Genomic DNA, 15,457 nt, shown 5'->3' on the forward strand with positions numbered 1-15,457 from the left:
CCAAGAGAGGATGCGTCTTCCGTACTAACCACCGGCAAAAACCCGACAGGCACCTATTCGTTGATATTCCACCCATGAGCACCCGCCGCAGAACTTGCGTCTGCGCAACGGGCCTACTCCTGACAACACCACCACACAAACCATGCGGCCTGGCGGGGTTGTTGTAGGCGCTCCTTAGAAAGGAGGTGATCCAGCCGCACCTTCCGGTACGGCTACCTTGTTACGACTTAGTCCCAATCGCCAGTCCCACCTTCGACAGCTCCCTCCCACAAGGGGTTAGGCCACCGGCTTCGGGTGTTACCAACTTTCGTGACTTGACGGGCGGTGTGTACAAGGCCCGGGAACGTATTCACCGCAGCGTTGCTGATCTGCGATTACTAGCGACTCCGACTTCATGGGGTCGAGTTGCAGACCCCAATCCGAACTGAGACCGGCTTTTGGGATTAGCTCCACCTCACAGTATCGCAACCCTTTGTACCGGCCATTGTAGCATGCGTGAAGCCCAAGACATAAGGGGCATGATGATTTGACGTCGTCCCCACCTTCCTCCGAGTTGACCCCGGCAGTCTCCCATGAGTCCCCGCCATAACGCGCTGGCAACATGGAACGAGGGTTGCGCTCGTTGCGGGACTTAACCCAACATCTCACGACACGAGCTGACGACAACCATGCACCACCTGTAAACCGGCCACAAGTGGGGGACCTGTTTCCAGGTCTTACCGGTTCATGTCAAGCCTTGGTAAGGTTCTTCGCGTTGCATCGAATTAATCCGCATGCTCCGCCGCTTGTGCGGGCCCCCGTCAATTCCTTTGAGTTTTAGCCTTGCGGCCGTACTCCCCAGGCGGGGCACTTAATGCGTTAGCTACGGCGCGGAAAACGTGGAATGTCCCCCACACCTAGTGCCCAACGTTTACGGCATGGACTACCAGGGTATCTAATCCTGTTCGCTCCCCATGCTTTCGCTCCTCAGCGTCAGTTAATGCCCAGAGACCTGCCTTCGCCATCGGTGTTCCTCCTGATATCTGCGCATTTCACCGCTACACCAGGAATTCCAGTCTCCCCTACATCACTCTAGTCTGCCCGTACCCACCGCAGATCCGGAGTTGAGCCCCGGACTTTCACGGCAGACGCGACAAACCGCCTACGAGCTCTTTACGCCCAATAATTCCGGATAACGCTTGCGCCCTACGTATTACCGCGGCTGCTGGCACGTAGTTAGCCGGCGCTTCTTCTGCAGGTACCGTCACTTTCGCTTCTTCCCTACTGAAAGAGGTTTACAACCCGAAGGCCGTCATCCCTCACGCGGCGTCGCTGCATCAGGCTTCCGCCCATTGTGCAATATTCCCCACTGCTGCCTCCCGTAGGAGTCTGGGCCGTGTCTCAGTCCCAGTGTGGCCGGTCACCCTCTCAGGCCGGCTACCCGTCGTCGCCTTGGTGAGCCATTACCTCACCAACAAGCTGATAGGCCGCGAGTCCATCCAAAACCACAAAAGCTTTCCACCCCCCACCATGCGATGAGGAGTCATATCCGGTATTAGACCCAGTTTCCCAGGCTTATCCCAGAGTTAAGGGCAGGTTACTCACGTGTTACTCACCCGTTCGCCACTAATCCACCAGCAAGCTGGCATCATCGTTCGACTTGCATGTGTTAAGCACGCCGCCAGCGTTCATCCTGAGCCAGGATCAAACTCTCCGTTGAAAACAAACAGACACAACCAACAACCCCGGGAAAACGGGATACGAAGGCTGCACAAAATTTGAAACCAGCTGAAAACCATGCCATCCACGGGGTGGACAACACAGCATAATCAACCAATCAATAAAACAATCGGTATCAACAAACTTGGCACACTATTGAGTTCTCAAACAACAGACACACCCGGCACCACCACAACCCACAAGGGCCGCAACTCGCTCCGGAGCAACTTTTCAAACTTACCCGATCACCAACCGCAATGCAAACCGGCGTACTCGCCGAATCCCACGCAATGGAAGGGTCCCCACCCGAAAAACCGGCGCACAATTCCGCACCATTTTTCAGGCTGTTCATCAGGGGGTCGGTCGCTATCTTTCCGCTTCAGCGGCGGCGACTCGAATAACTTTACACACGAACACCGGCCCACACAAATCGCACCCCAAAGGCCCTCCCCGCCCCAAAAACCCCGGAAACCCGGGACCCAGCACCCCTCCGCGGCCGAAACAACCGGCGTCGTGCGCAAAACCGGTCCGTGTGCGCTCGGTCACCACCCCGCGGAACCGGGATGCGGACCGGTAGACGCCCGTGGCATCACCCCTCACGAAAAACGCGCTGGACCTGAAGCAGGAATTTGCGGCCGCCGTCGGTGAGTTCCGCGCCGTCCAGGAAGGTGCGTTGGGGAACCTTCAACTGCAGGCTGTCCAACAACCAGCGCACTTCCCGATAGAGCTCCCGCGCCTCCTCCGGGGGAACGGGACTGCCCTCCCCTACCCGAAACCCCGCCGCATTCATCGTGTCCGCGATGATCTGTCCGACATCCGTCCAGGACGGCGTCGAACCTTGCAGCAGCCAGCTGACGACGATTTGGGTCACCATCGCCGTTGCCTCCTCCGACGGTCGTGCCACCTCATCTGCGAGGTAATCCCACAACGGCAGCCCGCCGTCGCGTAGCTTCCGCCCGGCCGGCGTCGGAATCAGCCGGCCTTTGGACTTCCGCAACAGCTTCCAGGCCTGCGTCTGCTTCCTGAGTGTCAACACCGGCAGCGTCTGGCTCTCCCGGTTTGCTTTGCCCGGCCAGCGGTAAGCCCAGCCGAGGTCGTGAACGGCTTGGTTCACAACAGCAGGTTTCAGGTAGCCCTCGGGGGTCAGTGGCAGTCCGTCTGCGCCGGCCTGCTCCAGCATCCAGAGGACGGGTCGAACAACGGCGTCGATTTCTGCGCCGGTCGGAGGTTCCGGCCACAGCCGCTTCGCAAGGGCCTCCAGTCGCGCATTGAGGGCATCGACGTCGAACGCGAAGGGCTCGAAGGCCTTGGCATCCTCCCCAGTTGCGAAGGTGTACCAGTCCGCGAGTTCGTCGTGGTCGCCATCGGACGGATCGCCGAGCGCCTCAACAAGGCGTGCATATCCGTGCGGGCCGCCGGAGTCCTCCACCGGTCCGCGGTTGGCGCCGGCACTGCACCGTAACGAGTCCCGCCGCAGTTCTGCGGCGCCCATCACCACGACGTCATGGGTCCAGGCGTCGCCAAAGTCATATTCGTACTCGAAGTCCGCGGCTCCCGTGCGCCCGGGGTCCAATAGATCGGCCAGAACGACGCCGGACGCCGGCTCGTCGTCCATTTCTTCGGCAGCGCTATCGGGGCCAATGATGACGCGGGCACTGCCGCGTCGGTCCGTGCAACGGATGCCAAAAAGATGGCGGTCTTCCCAGCCGAAGGCGGCCTGAACGATGTGGTGCAGTTCGAAGACGGTCACGCTTTCCGGAACGAGGAGCCTCCGCCAGATCTCCGGCTCAGTGTCCCGGATGCTGATCCGGAGGTCGTAGGCGGGAACGGTGGATGAGTGCGGGTCCACTGGCTGCATGCTGGCCATTGTGCCAGACGGCGGATGCCCGGAACCTCTTCGCGGGGCGTCCGGGCGCGCGCCGGCCCCGGGCGCTCCGGCCCCCGCATTGCGCCGTCCCCGCCGTCGAACTAGGGTGATTGATAAGCATGCTTAGCGTGCCGTGGGATCCACCCGCCGCCCGAGCCCGGGCCGCATCACGGCCGGGCCGAACGCACTTATCGGAGGAGAACTATGACTGACCAGTACACGTTCAGGAACCCCGTCACGGCGTATGACCAGATTGAGCCGCCGGAGCAGAGCCAGCCGGAACCCGGCCTGGACGCCAAGATGACCCCCAAGGCCGACCTTGGCGAGGAGACTTACCGCGGCACCGGCCGCCTGGAGGGCCGCAAGGCGCTCATCACCGGCGCGGACTCGGGGATCGGCGCCGCCACGGCCATCGCCTTCGCCCGCGAGGGGGCCGACGTCGTCATGTCCTACCTCCCGGAGGAGGAAGAGGACGCCGCCCGCATCGCCGGGCTGATCGAGAAGGCCGGCCGCAAGGCGGTCAAGGTTCCCGGTGACCTGAAGGATTCGGCCGTGTGCCGCGAACTGGTCGAGACCGCCGTCCGCGAACTCGGCGGCCTGGACATCCTGGTCAACAACGCCGGCAAGCAGATGGCGCAGAAGGCCCTGGGCGACATCACCGACGTCGAGTTCGACCACACGTACAAGACCAACGTGTACGCGATGTTCTGGCTGACCAAGGAAGCCCTGCCGCACCTGCCGGCCGGCGCGACTATCATCAACTCGACCTCCATCCAGGCGTACAGCCCGTCGGAGACGCTGGTGGATTACGCCTCCACCAAGGCCGCGATCAACAACTTCACCAAGGGCCTGGCCCAGCAGCTGGCACCCAAGGGCATCCGCGTCAACGCCGTGGCGCCGGGCCCCATCTGGACCCCGCTGCAGCCCAGCGGCGGCCAGCTCACCGAGGACCTGCCGGAGTTCGGCAAGGAGACCCCGCTGGGCCGCGCCGGGCAGCCGGCCGAGCTCGCCCCGGCCTACGTGTTCCTGGCCTCGCCCGAGTCCAGCTACGTGATCGGCGAGACGCTGAACGTCAACGGCGGCATGCCGACGCCGTAACGTCCTCGCGTCGAACGCCAGTGGGCCCCTCCCGGGATACTCCGGGAGGGGCCCACTGGCCTTCTGGGGACCCAACTGACTGGCAGGTGAGGCCGTTTTGAGGGGTGAAAACGGCCTCAGGTGCGAGCTAGTTGGGTGGGGCGGACGACGGCGGCTCCCAGGCACGCGCGGAGGTTAGCGCTGCGGCGGGAGGGATTTGCTCCAGACCACGGTGCCGTTGGCGTCGCGGAGGCTGACGGTGAAGACGTCGTCCGCGCCGAGGTCCACGTGGCCGAAGAACTGGCTGGTGCCGCTGCGCGGGGACTCGTTGGCGTAGGCGCCGGCCTTGAAAAACTCCACCTTGGGGCCGAACGTGCCGTCCAGGGCGTTGGGTCCGAAGCTGCCGGCGTTGATCGGCCCGGCGACGAATTCCCAGAACGGGTCGAAGTCGGTGAACGCGGCCCGGTCCGGCGAGTAGTGGTGCGCGGCGCAGTAGTGCACGTCGGCGGTCAGCCAGACCACGCTTTTAACCCGGTCGCGCTTGAACGCGGAGAGGACCGCGGCGAGCTCGAGCTCCTTGCCCAGCGGGGCGCCGTCGTCGTGGTTGGACAGCGATTCCTCGTTCACCGGCCCGTCCGGGACCACCAGGCCCAGCGGCAGGTCGTTGGCGATCACCTTCCAGGTGGCCTTGGAGCGGCTGACCTCGCGGATCAGCCAGTCGGTCTGCTCCTGGCCCAGGATGTGGGTCAGGTGCGTTTCCTTGCCGTCGGTATTGGGGTCCTTGAAGCTGCGCATGTCCAGGCAGAAGATGTCCAGCTGCGGGCCGCGGGAGATCTTGCGGTAGATCCGCTCGGGTTCGAACCCGGTGCCGCCGGCGGTCACCCCGGCGATGGGCTGGTATTCCTGCCAGGCCTGGCGGCCGCGGGCGGCGAGGACGTCCACGCGGCGTTCGGTGTAGCGGGTGTCGGTGAGGATCTGGCCGGGGTACCAGTTGTTGTGCGTCTCGTGGTCATCCCACTGGGCGATGACGGGCACCTCGGCGTAGAGCGCGTGGATGTTCTTGTCCATCATGTTGTAGCGGTGCCGGCCGCGGAAGTCGTTGAGCGTCTGGGCCACCTTGGAGACCTCCTCGGTGACCAGGTTGCGCCAGATCTGCCCGTTCGGTTCGGTGACCTGGGCGCTGATGGGCCCGTCGGCGTAGATGGTGTCGCCGGAGTGGATGAAGAAGTCCGGGCGGGTGGCGTGCATGGCCGCGTAGCCGCGCATGCCGCCGATCTCCTCGTTGATGCCCCAGCCCTGGCCGGCGGTGTCGCCGGTCCACACGAAGCTTTGGCCGCGGGCTTCACGGCCGCTGGCCAGCAGACCGGTGTCGGCGGCGGTGCTGAAGGAACCCTGCGCGGTCTCGCCGGCGTTGCCGTCGGCGTCCTCGAAATGCATGCTCACGGCGAAGCGGGTCCCGGCGGGCAGGTGGCTCGCGTCGATCCGGGCGGTGAAGTCGGTGGCCTCGGTGGCTGCACTCCCCCGCAGCACCCGGCGGAAGGCGCGGCCGCCGCTCAGCGGGGACCCGCCGTCGTCGACTGCGAGCAGCTCCGCCACCAGCGTGCCGGGCCCGGACGCGCGGGACCAGAGGACGCCGGAGCCGGTGGTGACGTCGCCGGTGGAGATGCCGGAGGGCAGGGTCAGGCGGTTGCGGACCAGGGCGACGCCGGAGGCGCTGGCGGCTCCGGCCGTTCCGGGGACGACGGCGGCGGCACCGGCGGCGGCCAGGGCACCCTTGAGGACATTGCGGCGGCTGAATTCAGTCATGCCTCCACCGTTGCCGGTCCGGATGAACCGCTGGTGGCGGCGGTGTGAACGGGGCACGGGTGGCGTCCTAAGGGCACAAAAAGCAGGGCCCGTCCGGAGACGGGCCCCGCTCGAAACCTAACGGTCCCGGAACTCTAAGGAATTAGAGGCCCTGGATGTTGGTTGCCTGCGGGCCCTTGGGGCCCTGCTCGACGTCGAAGGAGACCTTCTGGTTCTCTTCGAGGGAGCGGAAGCCGGAGGAGTTGATCGCGGAGTAGTGCGCGAAAACGTCCTGCGAGGAGTCATCGGGGGAAATGAAGCCGAAGCCCTTTTCAGCGTTAAACCATTTGACGGTACCAGTAGCCATTATTTTTGTCCTTCGTGAAGGTGGAGGGAAAATCCCGACTTTCGGGCCCTCCGGTGTGGGGTGCTCAAAACCGCTGCTTCAGAAGAACACGGACTTTCGACCGCGCGTACTGCCTGAACTACGAACTGCATAAACACAACAACAAGATCTACTGTACAGGAGTTACGTGGGGTGGATTACCACATGGCGGGCGACCGACGGCGGGCTCCCCGCGGGCGGCTTCCGGCGCCGGCCCTACGCGGCGGACTGCTTGGTTCGGGGCGCGTCGGCGGCCGACGGCGCTGTGCCCGGCGCGGTTGCTGCGCCGTGGTTTCCCAAACTCTTGCCGCTGGCCGCTCCGCCCGCTTCCGTCCGGCCTGCACCCCGGTTGAGCCTCCGCTCCACGGACCGGCCTGCGGCGATGGAGAGCCGGTGGGCGGGGCGTTCGACGTAGCGGAAGAACAGCTCGGCGACGGCGAAAGATGCCGCGACGCCGAGGACGAGTCCCAGCGGAAGGGAGACGCCGCGCAGCAGGGTGGCTGCGGCCAGGATGATCGGCAGATGCACCAGATAGAGGCTGAAGGAGATGCGGCCCAGCCACTGGGCCACTGTGGTGTCCCCGAGCTTCTTGGCCGCGCCGGAAAGCAGGAACACCAGGACGATGAGCGTCGCCCCGACGGTGATGACGGCCTCGACGCCCTGGATTGGCCGGTCCGGGCTGATCCATTCGGCGTTGGCCAGATAGAGCCCGACGGCGGCCAGCAGCAGCCACGCGACCCGCGGCCACGATCGGGTCAGTTCCCGGATCCGCTCCCGCTCGACGCCCAGGATCGCCCCGATCAGGAAGATCGGCAGATAGGTCAGGGCCTCCACGTGCTGCACTCCCCCAATAAGAGCCAGACCGAAGGCGATGCCGAGTTTCAGGTGCCAGAAACGCCGCCAGCGCAGGGCCGCAACGACGTACAGCGGCAGCAGCAGGGAGAAGGCGACCTCCCAGCGGAGGGTCCAGAGCGGGGTGTTGATGGTGCTGGCGTTGAGCATCAGCAGGGCGTCCCTGGCCACCTGGCCCGGGTCCACGCCGGTGACGTACATGTCCGCCCAGGGGCTCTGCAGCGGCGACGGCGTACGCGGGATGAGTACGATCAGCGCCACGGCCAGGCCCAGCGCTGCCCACGCCGGCAGGTAGAGCCGGAGGAGCCGCTTGGCGTAGTACGGCGCCCAGCGCTTGCCGGGGAGGCCCTTGGTGAAGGGCAGGATCAGGACGAAGCCGGAGAGCACGAAGAAGACATGGACCGCCGGCGTGCCGTTCCAGAAAACGTGAAGCGGGGAGAACACCGCCCACATCTCGGGGCTGGTGAGCCGGGTGGACCGGTCGTTCGAGACCACGCGGCCGACCCACGGGAGGGTGGAGAGCGCGTGGCAGGCGACCACCACCAGGGCGGCGAGCCCGCGGAGGCCGTCCAGTTGCGTGACTCGGGTGGATCCAGGCTGTTTTGGCATCGATCCATGTTACCAGTTCGTTACATTCGGGCAGCCAGGCAACCGCGGCGCCGGCGCCTGGACCGGGAAGAAAAACCTAGTTGCGCGTTTCGCGCATCAGTTCTTGCGCTAAACGCGCACTAGGTTTACGCTCTAGATCATTCTTAGAGTCCCACCGGCTCGCTCCCGCCCTAACAACAATGAGGTTGCTATATGTCTGTCCCCATCAAGGCCACCATGGAAAAGGTTCCTGGCGGCATGATGCTGATTCCCCTGCTCATCGGCGCCCTTCTCGGCACCTTTGCTCCGGATTCGGCCAAGTTCTTCGGTTCGTTCACGGGTGCCCTCTTCACCGGCGGCACCACCATCCTCGCCGTGTTCTATGTGTGCATGGGCGCCAGCATCGACATCAAGGCCACTCCGTACATCCTGAAGAAGGGCGGCGTGCTTTTCGGCAGCAAGGTCCTGTTCGCGATCATCATCGGCGTCGTGGCCGGCCGGTTCCTGGGCGAGCTGCCCATTAACGGCGGCCTCCTCACCGGTTTGTCGGTTCTGGCCATCCTGGCTGCCCTCAACGACACCAACGGCGGAATGTACATGGCCCTCATGGGCCAGTACGGCAAGCCCAAGGATGTGGCGGCGTACTCGGTGATGACGCTGGAGTCCGGCCCCTTCCTGACCATGGTCACCCTCGGCGTCGCCGGCCTTTCCGCCTTCCCCTGGCAGGCACTGGTCGGCGCGATCATCCCGCTGCTCCTGGGCGCGCTGCTGGGCGCACTGGACCCCGCGATGCGGAAGTTCCTCTCCTCCGCGGCCCCCGTCCTCATTCCGTTCTTCGCCCTCGCCCTTGGCTTCGGCCTCAACCTCGGGCAGGTGCTCAACGCCGGACTGCTGGGCGTTGCGCTCGGCTTGTTCGTCCTGATCGCCGGCGGCGCTGTGCTGTTCTTTGCCGACAAGCTCACCGGCGGCTCGGGTATCGCCGGACTGGCGGCCGCCACCACCGCCGGAAATGCGGCCACCGTCCCGATGCTGGTGGCGGCAGCCAACCCTGCCTACCTGCCCGCGGCCGGCCCCGCCACGGTGCTGGTTGCAGCTTCCGTCGTCGTCACCGCCATCGGCTGCCCGCTTATGGTTGCCTGGTACGCCAAGCGCCTCAAGGCCAAGGAGGTTGTGGCCTCACGCGAGGTTTCGCACGCAGTATGAGCACCTTCGAAGCCGCCCGATGGGCAATCATTGCCGACGACCTGACGGGCGCGGCCGACGCGGCCGCCGCCTACGGCCCCACCCACAGCAGTTCCGTCATCCTCGACGTCGACCGGGACTGGCCCGAGGCCCAGATCCTTTCGATCAACACGGAGAGCCGGTACCTGCCGGCCGGGGAAGCCTCGTCGGTGGTCACGGCGGCCGTGCAGCGCGCCCTCGGACAGCGGCGCAGAATCTTTAAGAAGTTTGACTCGCTGTTGCGGGGCAACGTGGGCGTCGAAGTCGCGGCAACCCTGGCGCAGCTCACCGGGGGCCGCGCCGACGGCCTGGCCATCGTGGCCCCCGCGTTTCCCGGCACCGGAAGGACCACCCGGGGCGGCACCGTCCACGTGAACGGCGTCCCGCTCATCGGCGGCAACTTCGACGGCGACGTCGCCCGCGCACTTTCTGAGGGCGGCCTCACCGTTGAGGTCATGACGGGAGGTTCCGCGCGGAGCCCGGAGGACCTGGCGCTGCGCCTGCGGGAGATACAGGAACGAGGGATCAACGCCGTCGTGCTGGACGCCGACGTCGATGCCGATCTCAGGGTCATCGCTGCGGCCGCGGAACTGCTGGACTTCCCGGCGTTCCTGGCCGGCTCGGGCGGGCTGGCGGGGCACCTCGCCGCCGGTCGCGGGTCAACCAGCGCCGGCGGGGCACGGGCGCGGCGGGTGAACCGGACGTTGACGGTGATCGGCAGCTACTCCGGCCTCGCCCGGCAGCAAACCGATGCGCTGATCGAGGCGGGCGCGGAACACATCACGCTGGACCACACCAGCTTCGACGGCCCGGCGGTTCCCCGGCTGGTTGCGGAGGCGATGACCAGGACGGATGTGGTCCTGACCCCGGACCCGATGGGCGCCGTCGACAAGTCGCAGGCCCTCGTCGTCGCAGAGGCCCTGGCGCGTGCCACCGCTGGTGGCATCGGGCACTGCGATGCCCTGGTCCTCACCGGCGGGGAAACGGCGACGGCGGTCCTGAAGACGCTCGGCGCCGGCGCCTTCACCGTGCTGGGCGAAGTCGAGCCCGGCGTCGTCATGAGCCTGCTGCCCGGGCCGCTCCCCTGCTGGTCACCAAGGCCGGCGCGTTCGGGGACGCCGGCACGCTGGCCCGGACCACACAATTTCTCACTGCTACACCGACTGAAATGAGTATCAAATAATGGGACGCCCGATTGTTGCCATCACCATGGGCGATGCGGCCGGCATCGGCCCGGAAATCATCGTCAAGGCCCTGGCCGACAGCGAACTCCGGTCCAAGGCACGCATGCTCGTCATCGGGGACCTCCGCAGGCTGGAACTCGCCTCGGGGATCGTCGCCAGCCCGCTGGCCCTGCGGAAAGTCGCTGACCCGTCGGAGGCCCGGTTCGAGGAGGGCACCATCGACGTGCTGGACATCGGCTGCATCCCGGAGGACCTCGCATGGGGCGAACTTTCCGCTGCGGCCGGCCACGGTTCCTACCTCTTCATCGAGAAGGCCGTCGCGCTGGCGCTGGACCGCCAGGTGGATGCCATCTGCACCGGGCCGCTGAACAAGGCGGCCCTGCACGCGGCCGGCCACAAGTTCCCCGGACACACCGAACTCCTTGCCGAGCTGACCGGCACGGAGGAAGTCTCCATGATGCTGACGGCACCGAAGATGCGCGTCATCCACGTCACCACCCACATCGGCCTGATCGACGCGATCGCCAAGATCAACGGGGACCTGGTCTACCGGACCATCAAGCGCGGCTATGAACTGCTGCGCGCCTCCGGGATCGAGAACCCGCGGATCGCCGTATGCGCCATCAACCCGCATGCGGGCGAAAACGGGCTCTTCGGCTACGGCGAGGAGGCGGAGAAGATCCAGCCGGGCATCGAAAAGGCCCAGGCCGACGGTATCGACGCGTTCGGACCGCTTCCGGCCGACACCCTGTTCTTCCTGGCGGGCCGCGGCGACTTCGACCTGGTGGTGGCCCAGTACCACGACCAGGGCCACGGCCCGGTCAAGGTCCTGGGCCTGGAGAACGGCGTGAACATCACCGTGGGCCTGCCGGTGGTACGTACGTCCGTGGACCACGGCACCGCCTTCGACATTGCGGGCAAGAACATTGCGGACCACGAGTCGCTGCTGGAAGCCCTGCGGCAGGCAGTGGACCTGGCGCCGGCCCGGGACGAAGACGCTTAGCGGACAGCGGACAATCCCTCCCGACGGCCGGTCAGCGCGGAAGCGCTGGTCGGCCGTCGGAGTTCCGGCGTTCCGAGCACGCCGTTGGAACTAGCATGGAGAGCACCGCCAGGAGAAGGAGACCGGGAATGCTAAGCGCAAAGGCGCGGCGCGAGGAGATCTACCACCTCGCCGTCACCACCGGCCTGGCCTCCGTGGAGGAACTCTCCGACCGGTTCGAGGTCACGGCCTCCACCATCCGCCGCGATCTGGCGTTGCTGAACGGACAGGGCCGGCTGGCCCGCACCTACGGCGGCGCCATGGCCCTGGGTGCGCACCCGGAGGCGTCGCTGCGGCAGCGCACCGGCGAGGCATTTGAGCAGAAGCAGGCCATTGCCCGCTGGGCAGCGTCCGTGATCCGGCCGGGGGAAAACATCCTGCTTGATGCCGGCTCCACGGTCGGCGCCCTGGCGCATGAACTGCGGGGCTTTGAAAAGCTGTCCGTGACGACGCCGGGCATCAACACCATGCAGGAACTGGCCGAGTCTGAGGGCATCGAGGTGGACTGCCTGGGTGGCCGGTTACGGAGCCTGAGCCAGAGCTTCGTGGGTCCGCTGGCTGAGGCCGCCCTGGAGCGGATGAGCTTTGACCGGGTGTTCCTCGGCGCCGACGCCGTCACTGCCGAGGACGGCATCTGCGAAGCCGACCACGCCCAGACCCGGCTAAAGGAGTTGATGGCCCGGCGCGGCAACGAGGTGTACGTGCTCGCGGATTCCTCCAAACTGGGCCTGAGGCCGTTCCATGCCTGGGCTCGGCTGGCGCTGCCCTGGACCCTGGTCACGGACGACGGCGCCGACCCGGGTCAGATGCAGAAGTTCCGGGACGCGGGGGTCCGGGTAGAGGTGGCAACCGTTGGCGGGTGAGCCGGAGCCCCGACGCGACGCCGCTGCACCCGCCGTCGTCGGGCCGGTAGGACTAGGGCCAGTCCTAGGAGCGGATGTCCTGGTGCACAGCGATGGACTCTGCGATCCGCTTGATCGCGGCGAGCGTCTTCGGAATGCCGTCCAGCGCCTGTTGGGTGCGGTCGGCGATTTGGGCGTCGGCCTTGTCCCCGAATTTCTCCTTGAACATGGCGATCCCTTCCGGCAGGAATTCCCAGGATTCGCTTAGGAGGGGTTCCGCCGTCGGCCGGGGTGAGCGTGAAGCCCCACCGGACGTACTTCCCGCCCACCACCCAGGCGAACTCGCGGCCGCGCTCGGCAGCCACCACCTGCGACCGGGTCTCCCAGGTCCGCTGCGGAAGCTCGTTCCGGCCGGTGAACCAGGTGCCGACTTCGCGGGCGCTGTCCTCGTCGTCCCACCAGCAGGTTTTACAGACGGGGCTCCACTCACCGGTGCGGGTGATGTCTGAGACAAGGTCGTAAAGCGTCTCGGCTGACGCGTTGACCGTGACCGATTCCTGGTACTGGCGAATGTTGCTCTGAGTCATGGGGTCCATCCTTACAGATTGTTCGCTCATCCGGGCGGCGGACGGCTCCGGCGTCCCACCGGCGGCCTGTACCGCACCGGGCCACGGGCATATCCTGCAGGAAGACCCGTTCGTGGCCCGCAGCGTCCCGGAGGTACCGATGGAAATGCCGAAAGCGTCCGACGCCGACAAGGCGCGCTTCCGCGCGGTGGTGCCGGAGACTCCCGAGGTGGTCATCAAGCCGATGTTCGGGAATCTCGGGGCGTTCGTGAACGGCAACATGTTCGCCGGTCTGTTCGGTCCCACCATTGGTGTGAAGCTCTCCGCGGCGGACAAGGCGACGCTCGAGAGTGCGGAGCGGACCGTTCCGTTCGGCCGGCCGAGCGCCCCATGGGCGGCTACACGGGATTGCCGGAAATCTGGAACGGTGAGGGCGACGGCGATGAAGCGCGCGCCAGGGCCTGGGTGGAGAAGGCGTTCGAGCATGTGGCCGGGCTGCCGCCGAAGGCCCCCAAATCACCAAAAACCCCGAAAGCTCCGAAGAAGTAGCCATGCCCTCCCCCGGCGCAGGATCAGTGCACGAAACAGACACCCTGGTGATCGGCGCTGGCCAGGCCGGGCTGGCCACCAGTTACTGGCTGGGCCGGAACGGCGTCGCCCATCAACTGCTGGAACGGCGTCCGGAACTGGGCGGCGCCTAGCAGGATCGCTGGGATTCCTTCTACCTGAACACCCCGAACTTTGGGTTCCTGCTGCCGGAGCTGGGCTACGACGGTCCCGAGCCGGACGCTTTCCTCCCCCGGGATGAGGTGATCGGGCTGTTCCGTGACTACGCCGCGCGGATCGAGGCGCCGGTCCGGCTCGGCACGGAGGTGACCCGGGTCGGCGTCGTCGACAGAGGATTTACGGTCGAGACCAATCAGGGCCGCTGGGACGCGCGGAACGTGGTCCTCGCGAACGGCGCCTTCCAGCGTCCGCGGATCCCGTCGTCGGCCGCGGCCCTCCCGGCCCACGTCCGCCAGCTGCACAGCCACGACTACCGCAACGCGCGGCAGCTCCCCGCCGGCGCGGTGCTGGTGGTGGGCACCGGGCAGTCCGGCGGCCAGATCACCGAGGACCTGCTCGACGCCGGCCGGGAGGTCCACCTTGCCGTCGCGACCTGCCCCGAGGCTCCACGGCGGTACCGCGGCCAGGACGTTTTCCACTGGATCCTGCAGCTCAACCTGCACGGCCCCGCATTCGGCATCAACGGCCTCCAGACGGACCAGCTGCCCTCACCGGCCGCGCGCTTCATGTGCAACCCGCTGATCTCCGGCAACGGCGGCGGCCACAGCATCCACCTCCGCGACCTCGGCCGCCGCGGCGTCCGCCTGCACGGCCGGTTTGAGGGAGCCGACGACGGCACTCTCGTCTTCAGCGACGACCTCCCGGCACGCCTCGCTCTGGTGGAGGCGGGGTTCGGTGCGCGGCTGGGGCGGATGGCCGACGCCTACATCGCCGCGGCCGGCGTCGACGCCCCACCCGCAGAGCCCATGCCGTCGGACGACTGGCTCCCCGCAGAATCGGGGCGGCGGCTCAATCTGGAAGCCGAGGGCGTCACCTCGGTCATCTGGTGCACCGGCTACGGCCTGGACTTTGGCTTCCTGGACGTGCCGGTGCTCGACGAGTGGAACTACCCGCGGCACAGCCGCGGCGTCATCGAGGTCCCGGGTCTCTACGCCGTGGGCCTCCCCTGGCTCACGAAGCACCTGTCCGCCACGCTGTCCGTGGTGGGCGACGACGCGGAGTTCGTGGCTGGGCATATCGCGGGGCGGTGACGGGGCGTCTTTCACGCTCCGGCCGCTATGGATGCACCAGCACCTTCACGGCGGTGTCCTTGTGGTTGATGAGGGTGTCGAAGCCCTGCTCCACGAGGTCGTCCAGCGCGATCCTGTCGGTGATGAACGGCTTGAGGTCCACCTTGCCCTCCTGCACCATCTTGATGACCGCGGGATGATCCCGGACGTAGGCGATGGTGCCGCGCAGGTCGATCTCCTTGAGCACCAGCTTCTGCATGTCCACGGTGGCGGGCGCGCCCCAGATGGAGACGTTGACCACCACTCCCCCGGGCCGGACGGCGTCGAGCATGGTGTCCAGCACCGCGTTCACGCCGGCGCATTCGAAGGCGACGTCGGCGCCGGTACCGCCGGTGAGTTCCAGCACCCGGGCCGGGACGTTCTCCTGGCTGGGGTCCAGCACATGGTCCGCCACCCCGCGGGAGACGGCCTTTTCCTTCCGCGCCTGGGTCAGTTCGCTGATGATCGTGGTGACGCCCATGCCCTTAACCGGCTCTTCAAGGTTTATGGGGAAA

General features: G+C 66.4%; 12 protein-coding genes, 1 rRNA gene and 3 pseudogenes. 8 read left to right on the forward strand and 8 right to left on the reverse strand.

What is annotated here, in order from left to right; all coding sequences use genetic code 11:
- Positions 1–178 precede the first annotated feature (178 nt).
- Positions 179–1,699: ribosomal RNA gene (locus ACRQ5B_RS02040) — 16S ribosomal RNA — on the reverse strand.
- A gap of 588 nt (positions 1,700–2,287) precedes the next feature.
- The gene (locus ACRQ5B_RS02045) at positions 2,288–3,556 is read right to left on the reverse strand and encodes a plasmid pRiA4b ORF-3 family protein (protein WP_432396434.1); all 1,269 of its coding nucleotides are present in this window, start codon (positions 3,554–3,556) and stop codon (positions 2,288–2,290) included.
- A gap of 213 nt (positions 3,557–3,769) precedes the next feature.
- Between ACRQ5B_RS02045 and ACRQ5B_RS02050 the strand changes: the two genes are divergently transcribed.
- Positions 3,770–4,663 carry a glucose 1-dehydrogenase gene (locus ACRQ5B_RS02050; protein WP_432396436.1) on the forward strand — a complete coding sequence of 298 codons (894 nt, stop codon included), beginning with the start codon at positions 3,770–3,772 and terminating at the stop codon, positions 4,661–4,663.
- A 174-nt stretch (positions 4,664–4,837) separates the two neighbouring features.
- Here the strand turns inward: ACRQ5B_RS02050 and ACRQ5B_RS02055 are convergent, their stop codons facing one another.
- The 3 genes from ACRQ5B_RS02055 to ACRQ5B_RS02065 all read right to left on the reverse strand — a co-directional run bounded on the left by ACRQ5B_RS02055 (position 4,838) and on the right by ACRQ5B_RS02065 (position 8,273).
- Entirely contained in the window at positions 4,838–6,448 is a 1,611-nt protein-coding gene (locus tag ACRQ5B_RS02055; RefSeq protein ID WP_432396439.1) for an alkaline phosphatase D family protein, read from the reverse strand.
- Positions 6,449–6,590: 142 nt separating this feature from the next.
- Positions 6,591–6,794 (reverse strand): cold-shock protein, encoded by a 204-nt coding sequence (locus tag ACRQ5B_RS02060; RefSeq protein WP_208747914.1) that lies wholly within the window; start codon positions 6,792–6,794, stop codon positions 6,591–6,593.
- A gap of 234 nt (positions 6,795–7,028) precedes the next feature.
- Positions 7,029–8,273, reverse strand: coding sequence for an acyltransferase family protein (locus tag ACRQ5B_RS02065; RefSeq protein WP_432396443.1), 1,245 nt, complete (start codon positions 8,271–8,273; stop codon positions 7,029–7,031).
- A 192-nt stretch (positions 8,274–8,465) separates the two neighbouring features.
- On the opposite strand from ACRQ5B_RS02065, the gene ACRQ5B_RS02070 reads away from it, so the two are divergent.
- From ACRQ5B_RS02070 to ACRQ5B_RS02085, 4 genes are all read left to right on the forward strand, one after another.
- Positions 8,466–9,455: a 2-keto-3-deoxygluconate permease gene (locus tag ACRQ5B_RS02070; RefSeq protein WP_432396445.1), complete on the forward strand. Its 990-nt coding sequence runs from the start codon at positions 8,466–8,468 to the stop codon at positions 9,453–9,455.
- Positions 9,452–10,645, forward strand: a complete 1,194-nt coding sequence (locus ACRQ5B_RS02075) for a four-carbon acid sugar kinase family protein (RefSeq protein ID WP_432396448.1) — start codon at positions 9,452–9,454, stop codon at positions 10,643–10,645. The genes ACRQ5B_RS02070 and ACRQ5B_RS02075 overlap by 4 nt, the downstream gene beginning before the upstream one ends.
- 10 nt (positions 10,646–10,655) lie before the next feature.
- Entirely contained in the window at positions 10,656–11,660 is a 1,005-nt protein-coding gene (pdxA, locus tag ACRQ5B_RS02080; protein WP_432396451.1) for a 4-hydroxythreonine-4-phosphate dehydrogenase PdxA, read from the forward strand.
- A gap of 128 nt (positions 11,661–11,788) precedes the next feature.
- Positions 11,789–12,562, forward strand: a complete 774-nt coding sequence (locus ACRQ5B_RS02085; RefSeq protein ID WP_432396454.1) for a DeoR/GlpR family DNA-binding transcription regulator — start codon at positions 11,789–11,791, stop codon at positions 12,560–12,562.
- 64 nt (positions 12,563–12,626) lie between these two features.
- Here ACRQ5B_RS02085 and ACRQ5B_RS02090 read toward each other — a convergent pair whose 3' ends face one another.
- Together ACRQ5B_RS02090 and ACRQ5B_RS02095 are read right to left on the reverse strand one after the other, a co-directional pair.
- Complete coding sequence (locus ACRQ5B_RS02090; RefSeq protein ID WP_432398805.1) at positions 12,627–12,770, reverse strand: hypothetical protein; 144 nt, start codon at positions 12,768–12,770, stop codon at positions 12,627–12,629.
- A 103-nt stretch (positions 12,771–12,873) separates the two neighbouring features.
- Positions 12,874–13,344: pseudogene (locus tag ACRQ5B_RS02095) on the reverse strand (SRPBCC family protein); the annotation flags it as partial.
- Here ACRQ5B_RS02095 and ACRQ5B_RS02100 point away from each other — a divergent pair.
- The 3 genes and pseudogenes from ACRQ5B_RS02100 (at position 13,268) to ACRQ5B_RS02110 (ending at position 14,924) form a co-directional block, all read left to right on the forward strand.
- Positions 13,268–13,656 (forward strand): annotated as a pseudogene (locus ACRQ5B_RS02100) (TfoX/Sxy family protein). The pseudogenes ACRQ5B_RS02095 and ACRQ5B_RS02100 sit on opposite strands and share 77 nt — an antisense overlap.
- A 2-nt stretch (positions 13,657–13,658) precedes the next feature.
- A complete protein-coding gene (locus tag ACRQ5B_RS02105; protein ID WP_432396457.1) occupies positions 13,659–13,808 on the forward strand; it encodes an FAD-dependent monooxygenase in 150 nt (49 codons plus the stop codon).
- 108 nt (positions 13,809–13,916) lie between these two features.
- Positions 13,917–14,924 (forward strand): NAD(P)-binding domain-containing protein, encoded by a 1,008-nt coding sequence (locus ACRQ5B_RS02110; protein ID WP_432396460.1) that lies wholly within the window; start codon positions 13,917–13,919, stop codon positions 14,922–14,924.
- 25 nt (positions 14,925–14,949) lie between these two features.
- On the opposite strand, the pseudogene ACRQ5B_RS02115 reads toward ACRQ5B_RS02110, so the two are convergent.
- Positions 14,950–15,432, reverse strand: a pseudogene (locus ACRQ5B_RS02115) (zinc-binding dehydrogenase); the annotation flags it as partial.
- Between the last annotated feature and the right edge of the window lie 25 nt (positions 15,433–15,457).

The sequence above is a fragment of the Pseudarthrobacter sp. L19 genome, from assembly GCF_050859435.1.
Lineage (GTDB): Bacteria > Actinomycetota > Actinomycetes > Actinomycetales > Micrococcaceae > Arthrobacter.

Excerpts from the sequence above, each read along its gene's own strand:
- ACRQ5B_RS02055 (WP_432396439.1), bottom strand. The coding sequence starts at position 6,448 with ATGACTGAATTCAGCCGCCGCAATGTCCTCAAGGGTGCCCTGGCCGCC.
- ACRQ5B_RS02060 (WP_208747914.1), bottom strand. The coding sequence starts at position 6,794 with ATGGCTACTGGTACCGTCAAATGGTTTAACGCTGAAAAGGGCTTCGGC.
- ACRQ5B_RS02105 (WP_432396457.1), top strand. The coding sequence starts at position 13,659 with ATGCCCTCCCCCGGCGCAGGATCAGTGCACGAAACAGACACCCTGGTG.
- ACRQ5B_RS02085 (WP_432396454.1), top strand. The coding sequence starts at position 11,789 with ATGCTAAGCGCAAAGGCGCGGCGCGAGGAGATCTACCACCTCGCCGTC.
- ACRQ5B_RS02090 (WP_432398805.1), bottom strand. The coding sequence starts at position 12,770 with ATGTTCAAGGAGAAATTCGGGGACAAGGCCGACGCCCAAATCGCCGAC.
- ACRQ5B_RS02075 (WP_432396448.1), top strand. The coding sequence starts at position 9,452 with ATGAGCACCTTCGAAGCCGCCCGATGGGCAATCATTGCCGACGACCTG.
- ACRQ5B_RS02070 (WP_432396445.1), top strand. The coding sequence starts at position 8,466 with ATGTCTGTCCCCATCAAGGCCACCATGGAAAAGGTTCCTGGCGGCATG.
- ACRQ5B_RS02045 (WP_432396434.1), bottom strand. The coding sequence starts at position 3,556 with ATGCAGCCAGTGGACCCGCACTCATCCACCGTTCCCGCCTACGACCTC.
- pdxA (WP_432396451.1), top strand. The coding sequence starts at position 10,656 with ATGGGACGCCCGATTGTTGCCATCACCATGGGCGATGCGGCCGGCATC.
- ACRQ5B_RS02050 (WP_432396436.1), top strand. The coding sequence starts at position 3,770 with ATGACTGACCAGTACACGTTCAGGAACCCCGTCACGGCGTATGACCAG.
- ACRQ5B_RS02065 (WP_432396443.1), bottom strand. The coding sequence starts at position 8,273 with ATGCCAAAACAGCCTGGATCCACCCGAGTCACGCAACTGGACGGCCTC.